The organism is Candidatus Planktophila sp. (assembly GCF_044232745.1).
GTDB lineage: Bacteria > Actinomycetota > Actinomycetes > Nanopelagicales > Nanopelagicaceae > Planktophila.
The window spans coordinates 173,913-194,421 of record NZ_JBIILI010000002.1 but is presented as its reverse complement, the minus strand read 5'-3'; the positions used below and the strand labels follow the sequence as shown (position 1 = coordinate 194,421).

Sequence of the window (20,509 nt, the reverse complement as noted above, 5' to 3'; positions counted from 1 at the left end):
TTAATTTCCTTCTACGGCAGCGCGGAATTCGTCAAGATTAAAGTCTGAACTCTTGCGCTCCCACAATTTTCCATCGATGAATACGGTTGGTGTGCCCTGAACTCCGTACTTGGACATGGAGTCGTAGTTTGCTTTTACAAGTTCAACCTTTTGTCCGTCATTAACGCACTTAGCAAACTTTTCAGATGTGATTCCGACTTTACTTCCAATCGCAATCAAAGTTTCATTACTCCAAAAGCCAGAGTTTTCTAGTGGAGATTGAACACGATACAAAGCCTTATGGAAATCTATGTACTGTCCCTCATCTGCTGCACAAAATGATGCATTCGCCGCACGCACTGATTCATCACCTAAGAATGAAAGTACGTGGAAACGAACTGTTGCTTTCTTGTCGCGGATCAAGCTATCAATGTAATCACCGTTTGCATCTTCAAAGTATTTACATACTGGACACTGTGGGTCTTCCCATACATCAACCGTCTTAGCTAAACCAGGATTGAAAGTGATGGCCGAACCATTGTCGGCATCAATTGTCGTTGCAATCGCACCTTTTGATGTAAAACCATCCAGGGCGGCAAGAGATGCGTTCTGCTTATTATTTTGACTCATCATCGAAAAAACCACACCTGTTACAACTACGAGCGTAACCATTGCAATAACGATCCAGCGCGTTACGTTGTCACCGCTTTTTGCTTGTTGCTTAGCCATTCTTACTCCTTAGTTGAGGGTGCTGCTTTTTCGATGGAAAACTTTCCGTAAGGGAAAAAGTACAGATAAAGCGCGGCAAGAGCCAAGCCTAAATCGCGCATTATTTCTATGAAATAGGTCCTACGAACCTCCGAAGCCAACGAGGGGTCAATTTCCCCGCCTCCGCCAAAGCATCCACAATCGATCAACATCCCCCGAGCCCACACTGAAGCAATTGCCCCGATAAAAACGATCATGATCAAACCACTGACTACAGCCGCTGGGCGAACCATAAAGCCAATGATTAAAAGAAGCGCAAGTGCGACTTCAAGCCACGGCAAGGCATATCCCGTTAGGTGCGCCAGATTGGTTGGTAACAATTTATAGGCAGCAACAGCGTTTGCTGATTCTGTTGGCTTAAATACTTTTAGTCCACCGGCAGCCAAAAGGACGCCACCAAGTACAAGCCGAGCCAACAGAGTAATTAGCGGTTGAAAGCGCTCATTAAAATTTCTCATCGCCCCTCACGTACTCCTAAGGCTAGCTCTTTAGCCAGATGAGAAATTGCATCTAAACCTTGTTGTTCTGACGGTGCATCAAGCAATAACTTGATAAAAGCTGAACCAACAATTACTCCGTCGGCATATGCGGCCAAGGACTTTGCTTGTTCTCGCGTGGATACACCTAGACCTACTGAAATAGGTAAGTCAGTGACAGTTCGAACACGCGCAACTAATTCACTGGCTGTTGATGCAACAGCATCACGAGTTCCTGTCACTCCCATCATGCTGGCGGCGTAGACAAAGCCACCTGTTTTTGCAGTTACATTCTTTAAGCGCTCATCTTTTGTGCTCGGTGCTACGACATAGATTGGATTGATTCCACTCTTTTGTGTGGCTGCAATCCACAAATCAGATTCCTCAATTGTGAGATCTGGGGTAATTACACCCGATCCTCCGTTATCAGCAATGGACTGTGCAAACTTTTCAACACCGTACTTTGCAATCGGATTCCAATAAGTCATAACAACCGCTGCTACCCCAGTGCTTGATGCAACCTTGAGCGCTGCAAAAACATCTGCAGCATTTGTTCCACCTTTCAACGAAATATCTGCTGCCTCTTGAATAACTGGACCATCCATTACCGGATCGCTATAAGGAAAACCGATTTCAATTGCATCGACTCCTGCAGCTGCCAACGCTTGAATTGCTTTGGCGCAACCAGTCTGTGAAGGAAAACCAGCTGGGATGTATGCAATTAGCGCTGCACGATTTTCTGCGCGCACCTTTGCCATTACTACATCTAATTGTGTCATTACAGGGGAATTCCAAAGTATTCGGCAGCGGTTTGTACATCTTTATCGCCGCGGCCAGACAAATTGATCAATAGGTTTGCCGTTGGCCCTAATTCTTGTCCGATTACCAATGCACCAGCTAGTGCATGCGCAGTTTCTATCGCCGGAATAATGCCTTCTGTTTTGCACAGTAATTCAAAAGCCGCCATCGCTGCATCATCATTGATCGCGCGATATTCGGCACGGCCAATGTCATGAAGGTATGCGTGCTCAGGTCCAACACCTGGGTAATCAAGTCCTGCCGAAATTGAATGTGATTCGATGGTTTGACCATTTTCATCCTGCAAAACATAGGAACGCGTGCCGTGCAAAACACCAGGCGAGCCACCAGTAATAGTTGCAGCATGGCGTCCCGTTTCAACACCATCTCCGCCTGCTTCAAGACCAATTAGTCGAACTCCTGCATCTGGAATAAATGCATTAAAGATTCCAATTGCATTTGACCCGCCACCAACACAAGCAAGAACTGCGTCTGGAAGTTTGCCAGTTAGTGCGAGCATTTGTTCGCGCGCTTCATCACCAATAATTTTGTGAAAGTCGCGAACCATTGTTGGGAATGGATGTGGGCCTGCAACTGTGCCCAGCATGTAGTGAGTATCGGCAACGTTAGTCACCCAATCACGCATTGCTTCATTAATAGCATCTTTTAATGTTTTAGATCCTGAAGTCACTGGAACAACTTGTGCGCCGAGCAACTTCATACGTGCAACGTTTAATGCTTGGCGGCGTGTGTCTTCTTCGCCCATATACACAACACAATCAAGTCCCATCAAGGCAGCAGCCGTTGCAGAAGCAACACCGTGTTGACCAGCACCAGTTTCGGCGATGATTCGCTTCTTGCCCATGCGCTTTGTTAAGAGAGCTTGTCCTAAAACATTGTTGATCTTGTGGCTGCCGGTGTGGTTTAAATCTTCACGCTTGAGAAATATTCGAGCTCCGCCAGCATGTTCAGCAAATCTTTTTGCTTCGGTAATAATGCTCGGACGACCTGTGTAGGTGCGATGAAGTTCAGCCAACTCGGCAATGAACGCTGGATCTTTTTGCGCTGCGTTGTGAGCAGCTTCTAATTCTTCGAGGGCGCCAATCAGAGCTTCTGGCACAAAACGGCCGCCATACTCTCCGAAGTGGCCCTCAATAATCATTCCGCAAGCCTACCGAGCAACTGAGCCATCGCAACATTTGAATTTCCTGAGCGGACTAAGGCCTCACCTACCAGAATCGCCGTTGCCCCATGCTCGTGAGCAAATTCAACATCAGCCCTAGTTGAGATTCCTGATTCAGCAACACGGGCGATTGACTGTGGTATTTGTGGAATCAATTGCGCGAATGCTTGTGCATCCACATCTAAGGTTTTTAAGTTACGAGAATTAACACCAACAATTTCTGGTGATATTTCAAGTGCACTCTCTAATTCGCTAGGTGTATGAACCTCGATCAAGGCTCTCATTCCAAGTTCTTTAGCCAAGTGAAAATAATCAGCTAATTGATTCTTGCTTAGCGCAGCAACGATCAACAAAATTACATCCGCACCATGAGCGCGTGCTTCATAAAATTGATACTCATCAACCATAAAATCTTTTCGCAATACTGGTAACTCCACAGTTTTGCGTACTGCATCAAGGTCAGCCAAAGTTCCACCGAATCGACGTTGTTCTGTCAAAACACTAATTACAGTTGCCCCAGCTACTTCATAAGTTGCAGCAAGGCCAGCAGGATCGGTAATTGGTGCAAGCGCGCCTTTGCTTGGCGAAGACCTCTTAACCTCAGCAATAACTGAAATATCTTCGGTCAATAGCGCTGCTAAACAATCGCGTACCGGTGGTGCTACTTCAATCGCTTCTAGTAACTGCGACATTGGTAAACGTCTGGCTGCTAAATCCTCACGTACACCTTCAATAATTGAATCTAGAACGCTCACAGTTTTTGATCCTCTGTTGGGTCTATCCCCTTATCGAGCGCTGACCAAGAATTCAGCTGACGAGGTGTGCGTTCATAGCGAGCTGAAATCTTAAACTTTCGGGCAAGTAATAAAACGATCCCCATTACAACAATTGCTGCGATCCCGATCGGAAAGAGATCACTCATGATTGCGTCCTAAACGATTAGCTGCATGTATTGCAGTTAGAACAGCTGCTGCTTTATTTCGACATTCTTGATTCTCTGACTCGGGATCCGAATCTGCAACAACGCCTGCGCCTGCTTGAACATACGCAGTACCTTGATACAACAGGGCTGTGCGAATAGCGATGCAGGTGTCGATGTTGCCTGTGAAATCAATGTAACCAACGATGCCACCATAAACACCGCGACGTGTTGTCTCCAGTTCTTCGATAATCTCCATCGCACGTGGCTTTGGTGCACCAGATAATGTTCCAGCAGGGAATACAGAAAAAAGGGCATCTACTGGGCTTGCCTTATCGGCTAACTTTCCGACAACAGTAGAAACAATATGCATCACATGTGAATATCGTTCGATGTGCATGAAATCGACGACTTCAACTGTTCCAGGCGCGCAGACACGACCTAAGTCGTTGCGACCTAAATCAACCAGCATCAAATGTTCTGCTCGTTCCTTTGGATCTGCAAGTAGTTCTTCCCCTAAACGGTGATCTTCTTCAGGGTTTGCCGAACGCTTACGAGTACCTGCAATTGGATGGATCATCACATCTTTTTGATTGACCTTTACTAATGCTTCAGGACTAGACCCAACAATCTCGATTCCATCTGTAAAGCGGAACAAATACATGTACGGCGAAGGATTATTCAGGCGAAGCATGCGATACACATCTATTGCATCTGCCTGACATGGCATCGCAAATCGCTGGGACAAAACCACTTGAAATGCTTCTCCGGCAAGGATTTCTTCCTTAACCTTAAGAATGTTCTGCTTGAACTGTTCGCCAGAAATATTGCCGCTGTAATCAGGTAATGAGAAATCTGGAATCTCTGCCGCTTCTCCTGATAGGGGGGTTGAAAGATCAGCTTGCATGCGATCTAAACGCTGCACACAGGATTCATATGCTTCATCAATGCGATCATCGCTTCCATCCCAATTGATTGCATTTGCAATCAAGGTGATCGTGCCATCGCTGTGATCCAAGACCGCCAGATCACTTGTTAACATAAATGAAAGCTCGGGTAATGGAATGTCTTTTGTTGTTAAGTCAGGTAAGCGTTCCAACCGTCGCACAACGTCGTAACCCATAAAACCAACTAAGCCACCAGTTAGCGGAGGCAAACCTGCAATTTGTGGTGACTTCAAATGCGCTGCAGAAAGTCTGAGCGCTTCGAGTGGATCTATTCCGGTTGGCGCACCAGCTGGTGCAATTCCTTGCCAATAGGCAAGACCATTTTTTTCGCTAAGCGTTGCTTCACTTCGCACACCAATAAATGAATATCGAGACCACGCACCACCATGTTCTGCTGATTCAAGCAGGAATGTGTTGTCGGCGTTTTTTGCTAATTTGCGATAAACCCCAAGTGGAGTTTCACCGTCTGCCAGTAAACGTCTGGAAACTGGAATTACATTTGAAACCTTTGCGTAAGCGCGAAATTGTTCTAGGTTCATTTACAGACCAAGCTCAAGTGGGGTGTGAAAACAGGTGCGATCCCCCGTATGGCAGGCAACCCCAGTTTGTGTCACCTTCAACAAAAGTGAGTCTCCATCACAATCTAAAGAAACAGAATGAACATCTTGGAAATGTCCAGATGTCGCACCTTTGACCCACAGTTCGTTACGACTGCGGCTCCAATATGTTGCTTTACCCGTTGAAAGAGTTAGTGCCAGTGACTCGGCATTCATGTACGCAAGCATCAGCACTTCATTACTTGAAACATCTTGCACAACTGCTGGAATCAATGCGGACGGATCCTTGAGTAAGGCTGCTACCCGAGGATCAATTGTCGTCATGTGCTTATTCTGCCTTAACGAGCGGCCATCGTGCGCACCGGATAATTGTGCTTACCCAGGTAAGACTTCACATCGCCAATGCGATGAATGCCAAAGTGAAAGACGCTTGCAGCTAGTAGCGCATCTGCCCCTGCATCTAGGGCTGCAGAAAAGTCTTCAAGACTCCCTGCTCCCCCACTTGCAATCAACGGAACCTTGGAGACTGCACGAACTGCGGTGATCATTCCGATGTCATATCCCGCGCGAGTTCCATCGGCATCCATTGAGTTAAGCAGAATTTCACCAACACCTAGCGCACAGGCTTTTTCAACCCACGCTAATGCATCTAGTCCTGAACTTTGTCGACCACCATGTGTAGTGACTTCAAAACCAGAATCTGTGTTTGCTCGACGCGCGTCTATTGATATCACCAAGACTTGTGAGCCAAAACGATCTGCGATCTCAGCGATTAATTCGGGACGGGCAATTGCAGATGTATTAATTGAAACTTTGTCAGCTCCTGCACGCAAAAGCCGATCAACATCTTCCACGCTTCGAATTCCACCACCGACTGTAAGTGGAATGAAAACTTGTTCTGCTGTCCGACGAACAACATCCAAAGTTGTTTCACGTCCTACAACACTTGCCGAGATATCTAGAAATGTAAGCTCATCTGCGCCTTCAAGGTTATACAGCGCAGCCATTTCAACTGGATCGCCCGCATCAACTAGATCCGTGAAGTTAACACCTTTGACCACGCGGCCGTCGGTGACATCCAAACAAGGAATGATGCGAACAGACAATGTCATTTTCCGCTTACCTTTAACGCTTCTATTAAGGTGAATTTTCCGGCGTATAGCGCCTTACCAACAATCGCGCCTTCAACTCCGGTATCGACAAGTGCCGCAAGAGCTGCAATGTCAGCCAGAGATGAGATACCACCGCTTGCAATTACCGGCTTTGTTGTAGCAGCACACACAGATTTAAGTAGTTCGATATTTGGTCCAGCTAATGTTCCATCTTTTGCAACATCTGTAACAACATAACGAGCGCAACCGTCGCGATCTAAACGCTCAAGGGTTTCAAACAAATCTCCTCCCTCTTTAGTCCAACCGCGTGCAGCAAGAGTATGTCCACGGACATCTAGACCAACTGCGATTCGGTCTCCGTATTGTCCGATAACACGAGCAGTCCAATCAGGATCTTCTAGTGCTGCTGTTCCTAAATTAACTCGACGACAACCAGTGGTTAATGCACGTTTTAACGATTCATCATCACGAATTCCGCCTGATAGCTCTACCTTGATATCTAATTTTCCAACTACCTCGGCCAATAGAGCAGAGTTTTCACCACGACCAAAGGCTGCATCTAAATCAACAAGGTGAAGCCATTCGGCACCCGCTGCTTGAAATTCGAGGGCGACATCTAGAGGTGCTCCGTAAACACTTTCCTTATCTAGTTCGCCCTGAACCAACCTAACTGCGCGACCATCTTTAACATCAACAGCAGGCAATAACTCTAGGTATCTCACAATGAATCCGCCCAATTCTTTATCAGGGCTAATCCAGCTGCACCAGATTTTTCTGGGTGAAACTGTGTTGCACTGATGTAGCCATCTTCAACAGCAGCTAAAAACTTTTCACCGTGCGTGCTCCACCCCTGTGTTGTACCAACTGCTTTTTTCGCCGCATAAGAATGAACAAAATAAAAGGATTCGCCTTCAACGCCGCTAAATAGTGTTGATGTAGAGGCTGCTTCAACTGTGTTCCAGCCCATGTGAGGCAAAATCGGTGCGTCCAACTGCGAAACTGTTCCTTCCCAAATTCCGATTCCAGCATGTGGTGTGCCATCAGAATGTTCTGTGCCTTTAGAAAACATGATTTGCATACCAATACAGATGCCAAGTGTTGGACGCTCTTTCGCCAAACGTTCCCGCACAATTGCAGCGCCATCAACCGCATTTAAGCCATTCATGCATGCAGCAAATGCGCCAACACCTGGAACTACTAATCCTTCTGCCTCAAGTGCAACTGATCGATCAGATGTTACAACTACATCTTTTCCTGCTGTTGCAAATGCACGTTCGGCTGATCGTAGATTTCCAGATCCGTAATCAAGAATTGCTATCAAAGAGAACCTTTTGTTGATGGGATTCCGGCTACTCGGCCATCTAGTGAAACCGCATCACGTAATGCACGTGCAACAGCCTTGAATTGTGCTTCAAATACGTGGTGGGCATTACGACCTTCTAGAACGCGAATGTGTAATGCGATGCGCGCTTCAGCAACGATTGACTCCCAGATGTGCTTCCCCAGGGTTGTGTCAAAGGTGCCGATTAGTTCAACAATTTCTGGTTGACGGTGCACTAAATATGGACGACCAGAAAGATCAACCGCTGCCTGAACCAAAACCTCATCTAACGGAACCATTGAATCGCCAAAGCGACGGATCCCTGCTTTATCGCCAAGTGCTTCACGCAGTGCCTGACCAAAGGCAAGGGATGTGTCCTCAACTGTGTGGTGTGAATCAACATCAACATCACCAGTTGTCTTAACTGTTAGATCAAAACCTGAATGCTTGCCCAATTGAGACATCATGTGATCAAAGAATGGAACCCCTGTCGCAACATCAATGATGCCCTGGCCATCTAGATTCAGCTCAACGAGTACATGTGACTCCTTGGTCTTTCTTTCGACGCGTGCTGTTCTCATGGGTCTCTCCTTCTTAAATGAGCTCTTTGAGGGCTGAAATAAACAAATTGTTTTCGGCTTCATTGCCAATGGTCACTCTTAAGTACCCTAATAATCCCACATCTCGAATCAGAACACCCTTTTCCAGCAGCGCAGCCCACAGTTGTGGCGCATCCTGCTTAAATCCAGTGAACAAAACAAAGTTTGCGCTGCTTGGAATCGTTGTCAGTCCCATATCGTGAAGTGCCTGAACAACTATTGCTCGCGATTCAATGAGGTAGGAGACTCCTGCTAACAACTCTTGTCGGTGATCGATGGCCACTTGTGCGGCAGCTTGCGTTAAGGCACTGAGGTGGTACGGCAAGCGCACAATCATCATCGCATCTTTAACGCTTACATCACTTACCAAATAACCAACACGTGCACCAGCAAAGGCAAATGCCTTGCTCATGGTCCGAATAACAATTACATGTGGGTTATTAGCAATTAAGGTCACCGCAGATATTTCTTGCGAGAACTCTGCATACGCCTCATCAACAACAAGCAATCCCCCAACAGATTTAGCAGCATCTGCCAAGATTTGAATTGAATCAATTGTGACAGCACCACCAGTTGGATTGTTAGGCGTTGTAATAAAGGTCAATGTTGGTTTGTGCTTTTGGATTTCTGCCACCGCATCAGCGGTATTTAAAGAAAAATCAGCGTTGCGCTTTCCATCAATCCATTGTGCGCCTGTGACCTTTGCAATAAGTGGATGCATTGAATAAGAAGGCGTAAATCCAAGGACCGGTCCCCCGGCAAATGCCAAGAAAATTGATTGAATGATTTCATTGCTGCCATTTGCTGCCCAGAGATTATCTACTGAAAACTTTGTGCCACTTTGCTCGTTAATGTAATCCGCAAGCTTTGTGCGCAGAACAGTTGCATCACGATCTGGATAGCGGTTTAAATCAGCTGCAACCTTTGCTACTGCATCAGTAATTGCCTTTTGCAAAGCAAGTGAGGGTTGATATGGATTTTCGTTTGTATTAAGTGCTGCTTGTGCTGGCACTTGTGGGGCGCCATACGGTGATAGTGGGCGAAGATTTTCGCGCAGCGGCAACCAACTTGGCCAACTCATTTCAAATTCTCCAAGCGAGCGGTCATTGCTTCACCGTGTGCCGGTAAATCTTCAGCGTTAGCAAGGGTTACAACGGTATCGACAATGTCCGTAAATGCCTTTTGGCCGTATTCGATAAAGTGCAATCCACGCAAGAAAGTTTGCACAGATAAACCACTTGAATGGCAGGCGCATCCGCCAGTAGGTAAGACGTGATTTGAGCCAGCGGAGTAATCTCCTAATGAAACTGGTGAGAATCGACCGATAAAGACAGCGCCAGCATTGCGAATCTTCGCCGCATCTGTGCGTGCATTGACAGTTTGAATTTCAAGGTGCTCCGCCGCATATGCGTTAACGACATCCAAACCTTGTTCAATAGAATCCACTAAGGCGATGGCTGATTGCACACCAGAAAACGCAACCTTGATTCGATCAGCGTGCTTGGTCGCTGCAACGCGAGTTTTAAGTTCTGCTTGAACTGCTTTAGCCAATTCTGGAGAATCTGTAACAAGAACAGCTGCTGCAATCACATCGTGTTCTGCCTGGCTAATTAAATCCGCAGCAACATCAGCTGCAATCGCTGAAGAATCGGCAAGAATTGCAATTTCTGTTGGACCTGCTTCTGAATCAATTCCGATCACTCCACGAAGCGCACGCTTGGCAGCGGCAACATAAATATTTCCGGGTCCTGTTACTAAATCTGCCTTCTCGCAAACGCCGTCCATGCCATAAGCAAATAGAGCGATTGCTTGCGCTCCCCCGACCGCGTAGACCTCAGTAATTCCAAGGAGGGCGCACGTTGCAAGAATTGTTGGGTGCGGCAATCCACCAAACTCTTTTTGTGGTGGTGAAGCAACTGCAATTGATTGCACCTTTGCAATTTGCGCCGGAATTACATTCATCATCACGCTGCTGGGATACACCGCACGTCCACCAGGAACATATAAGCCCACGCGATCAACCGGAACCCACTTTTCAGTAACTGTTCCGCCGTCAATGACAATGGTGGTTTTTTCAGACCGTACTTGGTCGTTATGAACTTTCTTAACTCTTGAAATCGAAAGCTCTAGTGCTTCTCTAATCGCTGGTGCTAATTGTAAAAGCGCCTCATCCAGTGCGTGTTGTGGCACTCGGATACTGGCAGGAGTTACATCATCAAACTCTTGCGCCAAGGCGATTAGATCTGCTTCGGTGCCATTTTTCACCCGATCAAGGATTGGTTGGATCAACACCATCGCTTCTGCAACATAGAGCGTGGCACGAGGAAGCTCTAGGTTGTATTGGGCTTTAGACAGGGCTCGTCCGCGCAGGTCAACGGTACGAATCATTAGGCAATTGTAACGGCTTAGCCCAATACCTTGAGGCTCAATTTAAACGAGGCAGTTAGGCCCCAGGATCGATTTCAAATCCGCGCTCAAACTCGGAGATGATGTGATTAATGCATCAACCTTCATAACTGTGCTATTTCCATTGTCATTGAGTTGTAGATGAACTTCACGTTTGCCTGGATGTGAACGCAAGATTTCCTTGATTCGATCAACGACGGGAGGGGTGCACTGTTGAATTGGCAATGAGATAACAAGTGGTCCCGTTGGGGTCGCATTGATATCTGGCATCGACATTTCAAGTGCCGTGAACCGCAATTTGTCTTCTCGACGGTCCACGCGTCCGCGAATTGTGACGATGCGGTCCTCTGTTAATGACATGGAGTATTGGTTATACGTATTGGCAAAGAATAGAACTTCAAGTGATCCTTCAAGGTCTTCGACCGTGACAACAGCCCATGATGCACCTTGTCTAGAAACTTTACGAGTAACACTTGTAATCAATCCACCAATAGTTACGATTGATTCATGTTGAGCGCCATCATCAACAATTTCGCTGATGGACATATCCGTACTGGCACGCAAAACATGTTCTACGCCAAGTAATGGATGATCTGAAACGTATAGCCCTAACATTTCTCGTTCGTAGGACAACAGCATCGACTTATCCCACTCGCCCGTTGGAACTTCGATATCTAATCCAGAAACAGCGGTGACTGCTTCGCCACCAAATAAATCAAATTGCCCAATTGCTTCAGCCCGCTTTGTTTCAATAACAGAATCAATTGCTTCAAGATGAACAGCTATTAATCCTTTTCGGGTTGATCCCAATGATCCGAAAGCTCCGGCCTTAATTAGGGACTCAATCGTTTTCTTGTTACACACCTGTGCATCAACCTTGGCTAGGAAATCTCCAAAGGATGTATATCGACCCTTGCTAGTGCGGGAATTCTTAATCGACGCCACAACGCCTTCGCCGACATTTCTGATCGCCGCTAACCCAAAACGAATATCGACGCCACATGGCGTGTATTCGGCATCGGATTCATTGACATCAGGTGATAAAACCTTAATTCCCATGCGACGACATTCGGATAAGTACAGCGCCGACTTGTCCTTGTCGTCGCGAACTGATGTAAGCAAGGCTGCCATGTACTCGGTCGGATAATTAGCTTTTAAGTACGCAGTCCAATATGAAACAACACCATAGCCAGCAGAGTGCGCACGGTTAAATGCATAATCAGAGAATGGAATCAAGACTTCCCATAAACGTTTAATCGCAGCCGTTGAAAATCCATTCTCCTTCATGCCTGCTTCAAAGGGAACGTACTCTTTATCCAAAATCTCTTTGTTCTTCTTACCCATTGCCTTGCGCAAAAGATCCGCGCGGCCGAGCGAGAAGCCCGCAACCTTTTGTGCAATCGCCATTACCTGCTCTTGATACACGATTAATCCATAGGTATCGCCAAGAATCTCTTGCAACGGCTCAGTTAATTCTGGATGAATTGATTCGACAGGTTTGCGCTTATTTTTACGATCGGCGTAGTTGTTATGTGCGTTCTCACCCATAGGTCCTGGGCGATATAAGGCAATAACAGCTGAAATATCTTCAAATGAATCTGGTGACATGCTCTTGAGCAAGGCACGCATTGGTCCACCGTCAAGCTGGAAGACACCCAAAGTGTCTCCACGACTTAGTAATTCGTACGTCTTTGGATCATCCAGAGTCAACGTTTCTAAAACAACATCAATTCCTTGGTTCGCCTTAATGTTAAGTAGACAATCATCTAGTACCGAAAGATTTCGCAGTCCCAAGAAATCCATCTTTAGCAGCCCTGTTGCTTCGCAAGCACCCATATCAAATTGAGTAATGATGGCGCCATCGGCCTCGCGGCGATGAATTGGGATTACATCTAATAATGGTTCGCGAGACAAAATAACTCCAGCTGCGTGCACACCCCATTGACGTTTTAAGCCTTCAAGGCCGCGAGCGGTATCAACGACGCGCTTTGAATCAGGATCTGAGTTATACAAAGCACGGAACTCGCCTGCTTCTCCGTATCGATCATCTTTAGAATCAAAAACTCCGCTTAAGGAAATGTCCTTACCCATAACTGTCGGAGGTAAAGCTTTAGTTAATTTCTCGCCAATTACATATGGATAGCCAAGAACTCGTGTTGAATCTTTAATGGCTTGCTTAGATTTGATAGTTCCATACGTGATGATCTGAGCAACTCGGTCCTCACCATATTTATTTGTGGCGTATCGAATCATTTCGCTGCGACGACGTTCGTCAAAGTCCAAGTCAATATCAGGCATGGAAATACGTTCAGGGTTAAGGAATCGCTCAAACAAAAGCCCATGTTCTAAGGGATCCAGGCCAGTGATACCAAGAGCGTATGCGACCAGTGATCCTGCAGCAGAGCCGCGACCTGGACCAACGCGGATACCAACCTCTTTGGCATGTGCGACAAGGTCGGCAACTACAAGGAAGTAACCCGGAAAGCCCATCTTTTCCATAACGCCGAGCTCGTACTGCAAGCGAGTTTCATGGTCTGGCGTTATGCGATCACCCATTCGACTCTTGAGGCCGCGCTCTGCTTCCTTTTTAAGCCATGAATCTTCACTCTCGCCAGCTGGAACTTCGAACTGAGGCAACAAATTTTCACCTTCACGAAGTGTGATGTTGCAACGCTCAGCTATAAGTAAGGTGTTGTCACAACTTTCTGGAATCTCTTTAAAAAGCTCACGCATTTGTACTGCGGTCTTGACATAAAAGGTGTCATTATCAAATTTAAATCGCTTGGGATCTGCCAAGGTAGATCCAGATTGCACGCACAATAAGGCTTCATGTGCAGCAGCATCTTCTTGACGTGTGTAGTGAAGATCATTAGTAGCAAGTAGCGGTAACCCTAATTCTTTACCAAGTTTTAATAGATCTGCTTTTACTCGCGTTTCAATTTCAATTCCGTGATCCATGACTTCTAGATAAAAATTTCCTTTACCAAAAATATCTTGATATGCACTAGCTGCTTTGATCGCTTCTTTATATGCACCCATACGCAAACGGGTTTGGATTTCTCCACCCGGGCAGCCAGTCGTTGCAATTAGTCCTTCTGAATATTTAGCAAGTAATTCGCGGTCCATGCGCGGCTTGTAGTAATAACCTTCAAGCGATGCCAACGATGACAGTCGAAATAGATTTGCAAGTCCTTGGTTGTTTTCAGCCAGAATTGTCATGTGAGTATACGCGCCGCCGCCAGACACATCATCTTCCCCACCAGCAGCCCACTGAACTCGCTTTTTATCAAAACGTGATTCGGGAGCAACATATGCTTCGATTCCGATAATCGGTTTTACCTCATATTTTTTTGCAGCTTTATAAAAATCAAAAGCACCAAATACATTTCCGTGGTCTGTCATTGCTATTGCAGGCATGCCTTGTGCCTTGACTTCGGACATTAAATCGTCGACACGAGCCGCACCATCGAGCATTGAATACTCGGTGTGGACGTGCAGATGTACGAAATTATCTGTGGACATGATTGGCGAGATTAGTGCTTATGGAAGAACTGCGTCGGAAAGCAACGCCAGGGAGCGTGTGAGATCGGCTGGGTATGGTGCTTCAAAGTGAAGCGCTGCGCCAGTCACGGGATGGGCGAATGTGAGTTCGGCAGCATGAAGCCAGGGTCTAGACATTCCTAAACTCTTACCCAGCACCGGATCTGCGCCATATGTCGTGTCCCCGACCAAAGGGTGATGCAGGGCGGAAAAGTGAACACGAATTTGGTGGGTGCGTCCTGTTTCTAACTCAATTTTCACCATAGATACGCCACGATAAAATTCGATAACTTCGTAATGAGTAATTGATTCTTTTCCTGTTGCCATTACCGCAAAACGGTGATCCTCTTTTGGATGGCGATCAATTGGAGCATCAATAGTCCCGGTTGTTGGATCCATATGACCTTGAACCATTGCGTGATACACCTTGTCGACTGTGCGATTTCGAAAAGCATCTTTGAGTACATGAAATGCCGTGTCGCTTTTTGCAACAATCATTAATCCACTTGTACCAACATCTAGTCGATGCACAATTCCTTGACGCTCTGCAGGACCAGATGTAGAAATTGAGTAGCCAGCTGCCATTAATGCGCCAACAACTGTTGGTCCTGTCCATCCTGGACTTGGGTGAGCGGCGCAACCAACTGGCTTATCAATAACAACGAGGTCACTGTCATCATAAATAATGCTTAGGCCATCAATAGGGGTTAATGGAATTGGATCAGAATTAATTGGTTCTGGCATCAAAACTTCGATTACTTGTCCGGCGGTAACACGATCTGATTTTGGCATCGCCTTGCCACCGGATGTGATGTCACCATCTTCAAGTAATTTAACGACCGCTGTTCGTGACAACCCAAGGACACGAGTTAAAGCACTATCAATGCGTTCGCCAGCAACACCTTCGGGCACTGTCAAGGTACGGGAGATGCGATTGCTCATGCCTATGAGCCTACCTTTGAAATGGGTGGAATGTTTCGGGCGGTAAGTACAACTGAAATAAGGGCGGCAATAACGATCGCTGAGTCTGCAATGTTGAATATTGGCCAATTAGGCAGCTGCATCCAATCAATCACGTGGCCTCGCAATAAACCTGGCTCACGAAAAATTCGATCAATGGAATTTCCAATAATTCCCCCTAAAACAAGGCCTAAAACAACGGCCCAGCCCTTAGAGGTAATTCGTGGCGAAAAGTACAAAATCGTAACTAGAACTATTAGGGAAAAAATCGTAAGAAAGATGGTTGCGCCAGTTGCAAATGAGAAAGCGGCGCCTGGATTTCGAACCAAAGTAAGTTGAAAAAAAGAGCCAAAGACTTTGATATTTGATCTCTGCGAGAGCGTGCTAACAGCCCAGATTTTTGTTGCTAAGTCGAGGATCCAAACAAACCAGGCAACACTAAAGAGTGTGCGCCATGTGCGCACCGTTAGCGCCGTTCTTCCTTCTGCTTGCACAGCATGCAGAGTGTTGCGCGCGGAAATACTTGAAGGCGCGCCTTACCAATTGGCGATCCGCACTCTTCGCAATTTCCATATGTTTTATTATCAATACGTTCTAGTGCGCGTTCTGTTTGCAAAACCATGTCACGGGCATTAATTACCAATGACATTTCATGTTCGCGCTCAAAAGTTTTTGTACCAGCATCGGCTTGATCATCGCCTGCGCCTTCGCCAGATTCCTGAATCAATTCATCCATTTCACGTTCGACAACGGCTAGTTCTTTGCGAAGACGGTCTAGCTCCTTTGAAATCTCGGTACGAACCGCCTTAATTTCTGCATTAGTCCACGGTGCCTCAGAGTCACTTACAACTACGGGAGTAGGAGCAACTTTGATTGGCTTAAGAGGAGCAATCTTCTTGCCACTTTTGACTGGACGCGGCGGAGGTGGCATAACCAAGCGACGCTCTTCAATGACAGGTGCAACTACTGGAGCTGTAACTGTCGAGACCGATACCGTTTGAGATTTTTCATCAACTGTAAGAGTGGTCTTTGAAGGAAATGGTTTTCCTGCCGCTTTTTTAACCGGAATGCTTTTAACTACTGGCTTTTTAGCAGGAGCCGCTTTTTTTGCTGGAGCTTTCTTTGCTGGAGCTTTTTTTGCTGGAGCTTTCTTGGCCGCAACCTTCTTAGCCGGCGCTGCCTTTTTAGCGGCTACTTTCTTTGCTGGAGCCTTTTTCGCTGGTGCAGCCTTTTTCGCAGGCGCTTTCTTGGCAACCGCTTTTTTAACAGGCTTCTTAGGCATGTCGCGAACCTTATGCCCAAGTAGGCACCTATACCAATTGCGCCACGGTGAATTTTTTATATCTCTATGACCTACACTTAAGGCCTCGCGTTCAAGGCGTTGACGGGGCAATCACCTCACGAGCCGGCAGGAAGAAATGGGCTAGCGCTCATCTAGAACCAGCACGAGAGATAAGAAGTGGTGCACTTAGGTGCGCAAGGCGGGTGGTACCGCGAAAGCTGCAAATGCAGCGATCGTCCCTCCAGAGATTGTTTTCTGGAGGATTTTTTTATGTCATTTCGCGCCATCCCAGCAGCAGTAGATCTGCCTGCCGTCGAACATTCGATTCTAAAGTTCTGGCGCGACAATTCAATCTTTGAAAAAACAGTTGCAGCCCGCGATGGTGCACCAACCTGGACCTTTTATGAGGGTCCACCAACAGCAAATGGAATGCCAGGAACTCACCACATCGAAGCCAGAGTATTTAAGGATTTGTTTCCGCGTTTTCACACCATGAAAGGCAAGCAGGTAACACGCAAAGCTGGTTGGGATTGCCACGGTTTGCCTGTTGAAATTGCCGTAGAAAAAGAGTTGGGATTTTCTGGCAAGGGCGATATTGAAAAATTCGGAATTGCTCCATTCAATGACAAGTGCCGCGAATCAGTACAGCGCCACGTAACTGCCTTTACAGATATGACAGATCGAATGGGTTTCTGGGTTGATTTTGATGAGGCCTACTGGACCATGTCGCCTGAATATGTTGAATCAGTATGGTGGTCATTAAAAGAGATCTGGAAGAAAGGTCTGCTAGTTCAAGATCATCGTGTTGCACCGTATTGCCCTCGTTGCGGAACAGGGCTGTCAGATCACGAATTAGCACAAGGCTACGAGACTGTTACAGATCCTTCAGTATTTGTTCGTTTCCCAATTACTTCAGGGGATCTTGCAGCTCTTAAAGCTTCCTTGCTGGTGTGGACCACTACCCCGTGGACCTTGGTTTCTAATACTGCAATTGCTGTTCACCCAGATGTCGAATACGTTGCAATCGAAGTTACTGATGATGAAACGACTGAGGTACTCGTTGTTGCCCAAAACTTGATGGAAGCAGTTAAGGGCGAAAAGAAGATTTTAAAAACCATGCTTGGCAAGGAACTTGAACGCACTACATACAAGCGTCCATTTGATTACATCGAAATTCCAGATGCCCACTTTGTGGTTTTGGCTACGTATGTAACTACTGAAGATGGCACCGGTTTAGTTCACCAGGCACCAGCCTTTGGCGCCGATGACTTAGCGGTCTGTCGTAGTTATGGATTGCCCGTTGTAAATCCAATTGCACCTGATGGACACTTCTTACCTGATGTTCCTGTTGTAGCTGGAATGTTCTTTAAAGATGCAGATAAGCCTTTGGTCAAAGAGTTAAAGGCAAGTGGTGCCCTGTACAAGCATCAGCAATACGAGCACACATATCCGCACTGCTGGCGCTGTCACACAGCCCTGATGTATTACGCGCAACCATCGTGGTACATCCGCACAACTTCGATTAAAGACGCATTGCTTCGCGAAAATGCAAAAACAGATTGGCATCCTGAAACAATTAAGGAAGGTCGCTATGGCGATTGGCTTAACAACAATATTGACTGGGCGCTTTCGCGCAACCGTTTTTGGGGAACACCGCTACCTATCTGGCGTTGTGAGAACAAGCATGAAGTGTGTATCGATTCACTGAAAGAGCTTGGCGAACTAGCTGGAAAAGAGCTTTCAAACCTTGATCCACATCGTCCATTTGTTGATGACATTACCTTTACCTGTGCTGAGTGTGCAGCAACAATGACACGTGTACCTGAAGTTATTGACTGTTGGTACGACTCTGGTGCAATGCCATTTGCGCAGTGGGGATATCCGCATAAGGAAGGTTCTGTAGAAAAGTTCAAGGCGTCATACCCTGCCGACTTTATCTGCGAAGCAATCGACCAGACCCGTGGCTGGTTCTACACTTTAATGACTATTGGAACATTGGTCTTTGATCAATCTTCATATAAAACCGTGCTGTGCCTAGGGCACATCCTGGATAAAGATGGTCGCAAAATGAGTAAACACCTAGGCAATGTTCTAGAACCAATGGCACTTATGGATCAACATGGCGCAGATGCAGTCCGTTGGTACATGTTGGCAGCAGGATCGCCGTGGGCAGCTCGACGCGTAGGTCATGACAGTCTTAATGAGGTTGTTCGAAAGACCTTATTGACGTACTGGAACACCGTTTCCTTCCATGCGCTCTATGCAAATGCTTCTAACTTTGAGATTTCACAAACACCAGCACTGGCAGATCGTCCACTAATGGATCGTTGGATTATTTCTGAACTCAACATTTTAATTCAAGAGGTCGATGCTGCGCTAGAAGACTTTGATTCGCAGATCGCGGGCCGAGCTCTTGCTCGCTTTATCGATGATTTGTCTAACTGGTATGTACGTCGCTCTCGTCGCCGTTTCTGGGATGGCGATAATGCAGCCCTAGGCACGCTGCATGAATGTTTAGTGACTCTGACAAAGTTATTAGCTCCACTAGTTCCGTTTATTACCGAACAAGTGTGGCAAGAGCTTGTGCGCCCAACAGATGCAACTTCAGTGGCTTCGGTTCACTTAGCTAATTGGCCAATAGCCCAAACATCTGACATCGATACCGAACTTGGAGCTCAAGTAGCTTTGACGCGACGCATTGTAGAACTTGGCCGTGCAACGCGCGCTGAATCTGGAATCAAGATTCGCCAGCCTTTGGGCCGTGCTTTAATTGCAGCAAGTGGTTGGTCCACTTTGCCAGAACAAATGCGCGAACAAATTGCTGATGAGTTAAATGTGCAAACCCTCGAAGACATTGCTTCAGCTGATGGCGATTTAGTGGACATCAGCGTTAAGGCTAACTTCAAATCATTAGGTGCGAAATTCGGCGGCGCAGTTCAAGATATTTCAAAAGCAATTGCTGCAACTGATGCAACTACATTAGTAAAGATTTTACGCGCAGCCGGCACAACCTCCGTGGGTGCCTGGGAAATCGCGCTCGATGATCTTGTTATCACTGAAGTTCCAAAGAGTGGATGGAGCGTTTCTTCTCATGATGGAGAAAGTGTTGCTCTGGACCTCGAACTGACCCCTGCATTGCTTGCAGCCGGTAGCGTGCGTGAAGTAATCAGATTCATCCAGGAACGTAGAAAGAGCGATGGCTTTGATATCTCTGATCGCATTAATCTCACTTGGAATGCTACCGATGAGATTGCCGCATCAATTGAATCTGACATGCAACACATTGCGGATGAGGTTTTGGCTGTGTCAATGGTGCGGGATAGCTCGCTAGCCATTGAAGATACAGAAATTGGCGTTGCGGTCGTATTAATTAAAAGCTAAATACTTCTGACAAAGCCCATCAATAACTGTGTTCCGAAAAAGAGCACAATAAAACTCATGTCTAGACTTACCGCACCAAGTCGAAGTGGTGGCACAAATCTACCTACAAATTTCATTGGCTTGTCGGTGATTGTATAAATCGCTTCAACTAGATACAGGATTGGACCCTTCGGGCGCCAGCTACGAGAAAACATTTGAACATAATCAAAAATCAAACGTCCAAGTAAGGCAAAGAGGAATACTTGCAGAATTGTTGCAAGCAATGAGCCAACGCTCAACAT

At 46.5% G+C, this 20,509-nt stretch carries 20 protein-coding genes; 1 reads left to right on the top strand and 19 read right to left on the bottom strand.

Annotation, left to right across the window (positions count from 1 at the left end):
- The 18 genes from AC9UGD_RS02605 to AC9UGD_RS02520 are packed head-to-tail and all read right to left on the bottom strand — an operon-like array spanning position 1 to position 16,847.
- A complete protein-coding gene (locus AC9UGD_RS02605) occupies positions 1–708 on the bottom strand; it encodes a DsbA family protein (RefSeq protein ID WP_509569130.1) in 708 nt (235 codons plus the stop codon).
- Between the two features lie 2 nt (positions 709–710).
- A complete protein-coding gene (locus tag AC9UGD_RS02600; RefSeq protein ID WP_509569128.1) occupies positions 711–1,205 on the bottom strand; it encodes a MauE/DoxX family redox-associated membrane protein in 495 nt (164 codons plus the stop codon).
- Positions 1,202–2,002 (bottom strand): tryptophan synthase subunit alpha, encoded by an 801-nt coding sequence (gene trpA, locus AC9UGD_RS02595; protein WP_509569125.1) that lies wholly within the window; start codon positions 2,000–2,002, stop codon positions 1,202–1,204. The genes AC9UGD_RS02600 and trpA overlap by 4 nt, the downstream gene beginning before the upstream one ends.
- Positions 2,002–3,183: a tryptophan synthase subunit beta gene (gene trpB, locus AC9UGD_RS02590; protein WP_509569122.1), complete on the bottom strand. Its 1,182-nt coding sequence runs from the start codon at positions 3,181–3,183 to the stop codon at positions 2,002–2,004. The genes trpA and trpB overlap by 1 nt, the downstream gene beginning before the upstream one ends.
- Positions 3,180–3,959 (bottom strand): indole-3-glycerol phosphate synthase TrpC, encoded by a 780-nt coding sequence (gene trpC, locus AC9UGD_RS02585; RefSeq protein WP_509569119.1) that lies wholly within the window; start codon positions 3,957–3,959, stop codon positions 3,180–3,182. The genes trpB and trpC overlap by 4 nt, the downstream gene beginning before the upstream one ends.
- Positions 3,956–4,126: a hypothetical protein gene (locus AC9UGD_RS02580; protein ID WP_509569116.1), complete on the bottom strand. Its 171-nt coding sequence runs from the start codon at positions 4,124–4,126 to the stop codon at positions 3,956–3,958. Before AC9UGD_RS02580 ends, trpC begins: the two co-directional genes overlap by 4 nt.
- Entirely contained in the window at positions 4,119–5,609 is a 1,491-nt protein-coding gene (locus tag AC9UGD_RS02575) for an anthranilate synthase component I (RefSeq protein WP_509569113.1), read from the bottom strand. The genes AC9UGD_RS02580 and AC9UGD_RS02575 overlap by 8 nt, the downstream gene beginning before the upstream one ends.
- Positions 5,610–5,951: a phosphoribosyl-AMP cyclohydrolase gene (gene hisI / locus AC9UGD_RS02570; protein ID WP_509569110.1), complete on the bottom strand. Its 342-nt coding sequence runs from the start codon at positions 5,949–5,951 to the stop codon at positions 5,610–5,612.
- A gap of 14 nt (positions 5,952–5,965) precedes the next feature.
- Positions 5,966–6,739 (bottom strand): imidazole glycerol phosphate synthase subunit HisF, encoded by a 774-nt coding sequence (hisF, locus tag AC9UGD_RS02565; RefSeq protein ID WP_509569107.1) that lies wholly within the window; start codon positions 6,737–6,739, stop codon positions 5,966–5,968.
- Complete coding sequence (priA, locus tag AC9UGD_RS02560) at positions 6,736–7,461, bottom strand: bifunctional 1-(5-phosphoribosyl)-5-((5-phosphoribosylamino)methylideneamino)imidazole-4-carboxamide isomerase/phosphoribosylanthranilate isomerase PriA (RefSeq protein WP_509569104.1); 726 nt, start codon at positions 7,459–7,461, stop codon at positions 6,736–6,738. The genes hisF and priA overlap by 4 nt, the downstream gene beginning before the upstream one ends.
- On the bottom strand, positions 7,458–8,060 hold the full coding sequence (gene hisH / locus AC9UGD_RS02555) for an imidazole glycerol phosphate synthase subunit HisH (RefSeq protein WP_509569102.1): 603 nt from the start codon (positions 8,058–8,060) through the stop codon (positions 7,458–7,460). Before hisH ends, priA begins: the two co-directional genes overlap by 4 nt.
- A complete protein-coding gene (hisB, locus tag AC9UGD_RS02550; protein WP_509569099.1) occupies positions 8,057–8,641 on the bottom strand; it encodes an imidazoleglycerol-phosphate dehydratase HisB in 585 nt (194 codons plus the stop codon). Before hisB ends, hisH begins: the two co-directional genes overlap by 4 nt.
- Positions 8,642–8,654: 13 nt before the next feature.
- A complete protein-coding gene (locus AC9UGD_RS02545) occupies positions 8,655–9,740 on the bottom strand; it encodes a histidinol-phosphate transaminase (protein WP_509569096.1) in 1,086 nt (361 codons plus the stop codon).
- The gene (hisD, locus tag AC9UGD_RS02540; protein WP_509569093.1) at positions 9,737–11,047 is read right to left on the bottom strand and encodes a histidinol dehydrogenase; all 1,311 of its coding nucleotides are present in this window, start codon (positions 11,045–11,047) and stop codon (positions 9,737–9,739) included. The genes AC9UGD_RS02545 and hisD overlap by 4 nt, the downstream gene beginning before the upstream one ends.
- Positions 11,048–11,089: 42 nt before the next feature.
- A complete protein-coding gene (dnaE, locus tag AC9UGD_RS02535; protein ID WP_509569091.1) occupies positions 11,090–14,587 on the bottom strand; it encodes a DNA polymerase III subunit alpha in 3,498 nt (1,165 codons plus the stop codon).
- An 18-nt stretch (positions 14,588–14,605) separates the two neighbouring features.
- Positions 14,606–15,547 (bottom strand): RluA family pseudouridine synthase, encoded by a 942-nt coding sequence (locus tag AC9UGD_RS02530; RefSeq protein ID WP_509569088.1) that lies wholly within the window; start codon positions 15,545–15,547, stop codon positions 14,606–14,608.
- 2 nt (positions 15,548–15,549) lie between these two features.
- Positions 15,550–16,029: a signal peptidase II gene (gene lspA / locus AC9UGD_RS02525; RefSeq protein ID WP_509569085.1), complete on the bottom strand. Its 480-nt coding sequence runs from the start codon at positions 16,027–16,029 to the stop codon at positions 15,550–15,552.
- Positions 16,030–16,031: 2 nt separating this feature from the next.
- A complete protein-coding gene (locus AC9UGD_RS02520; protein ID WP_509569082.1) occupies positions 16,032–16,847 on the bottom strand; it encodes a TraR/DksA family transcriptional regulator in 816 nt (271 codons plus the stop codon).
- A 270-nt stretch (positions 16,848–17,117) separates the two neighbouring features.
- Between AC9UGD_RS02520 and ileS the strand changes: the two genes are divergently transcribed.
- Positions 17,118–20,228: an isoleucine--tRNA ligase gene (gene ileS / locus AC9UGD_RS02515; protein ID WP_509569079.1), complete on the top strand. Its 3,111-nt coding sequence runs from the start codon at positions 17,118–17,120 to the stop codon at positions 20,226–20,228.
- Here ileS and AC9UGD_RS02510 read toward each other — a convergent pair.
- The gene (locus AC9UGD_RS02510; protein ID WP_509569075.1) at positions 20,225–20,509 is read right to left on the bottom strand and encodes a YggT family protein; all 285 of its coding nucleotides are present in this window, start codon (positions 20,507–20,509) and stop codon (positions 20,225–20,227) included. The genes ileS and AC9UGD_RS02510 overlap by 4 nt on opposite strands.

Bases quoted from the DNA above. Each gene is read 5' to 3' on its own strand.
- AC9UGD_RS02605 (WP_509569130.1), bottom strand. From the start codon at position 708: ATGGCTAAGCAACAAGCAAAAAGCGGTGACAACGTAACGCGCTGGATC.
- AC9UGD_RS02600 (WP_509569128.1), bottom strand. From the start codon at position 1,205: ATGAGAAATTTTAATGAGCGCTTTCAACCGCTAATTACTCTGTTGGCT.
- trpA (WP_509569125.1), bottom strand. From the start codon at position 2,002: ATGACACAATTAGATGTAGTAATGGCAAAGGTGCGCGCAGAAAATCGT.
- trpB (WP_509569122.1), bottom strand. From the start codon at position 3,183: ATGATTATTGAGGGCCACTTCGGAGAGTATGGCGGCCGTTTTGTGCCA.
- AC9UGD_RS02580 (WP_509569116.1), bottom strand. From the start codon at position 4,126: ATGAGTGATCTCTTTCCGATCGGGATCGCAGCAATTGTTGTAATGGGG.
- AC9UGD_RS02575 (WP_509569113.1), bottom strand. From the start codon at position 5,609: ATGAACCTAGAACAATTTCGCGCTTACGCAAAGGTTTCAAATGTAATT.
- hisI (WP_509569110.1), bottom strand. From the start codon at position 5,951: ATGACGACAATTGATCCTCGGGTAGCAGCCTTACTCAAGGATCCGTCC.
- hisF (WP_509569107.1), bottom strand. From the start codon at position 6,739: ATGACATTGTCTGTTCGCATCATTCCTTGTTTGGATGTCACCGACGGC.
- hisB (WP_509569099.1), bottom strand. From the start codon at position 8,641: ATGAGAACAGCACGCGTCGAAAGAAAGACCAAGGAGTCACATGTACTC.
- AC9UGD_RS02545 (WP_509569096.1), bottom strand. From the start codon at position 9,740: ATGAGTTGGCCAAGTTGGTTGCCGCTGCGCGAAAATCTTCGCCCACTA.
- hisD (WP_509569093.1), bottom strand. From the start codon at position 11,047: ATGATTCGTACCGTTGACCTGCGCGGACGAGCCCTGTCTAAAGCCCAA.
- dnaE (WP_509569091.1), bottom strand. From the start codon at position 14,587: ATGTCCACAGATAATTTCGTACATCTGCACGTCCACACCGAGTATTCA.
- AC9UGD_RS02530 (WP_509569088.1), bottom strand. From the start codon at position 15,547: ATGAGCAATCGCATCTCCCGTACCTTGACAGTGCCCGAAGGTGTTGCT.
- AC9UGD_RS02520 (WP_509569082.1), bottom strand. From the start codon at position 16,847: ATGCCTAAGAAGCCTGTTAAAAAAGCGGTTGCCAAGAAAGCGCCTGCG.
- ileS (WP_509569079.1), top strand. From the start codon at position 17,118: ATGTCATTTCGCGCCATCCCAGCAGCAGTAGATCTGCCTGCCGTCGAA.
- AC9UGD_RS02510 (WP_509569075.1), bottom strand. From the start codon at position 20,509: ATGTTGAGCGTTGGCTCATTGCTTGCAACAATTCTGCAAGTATTCCTC.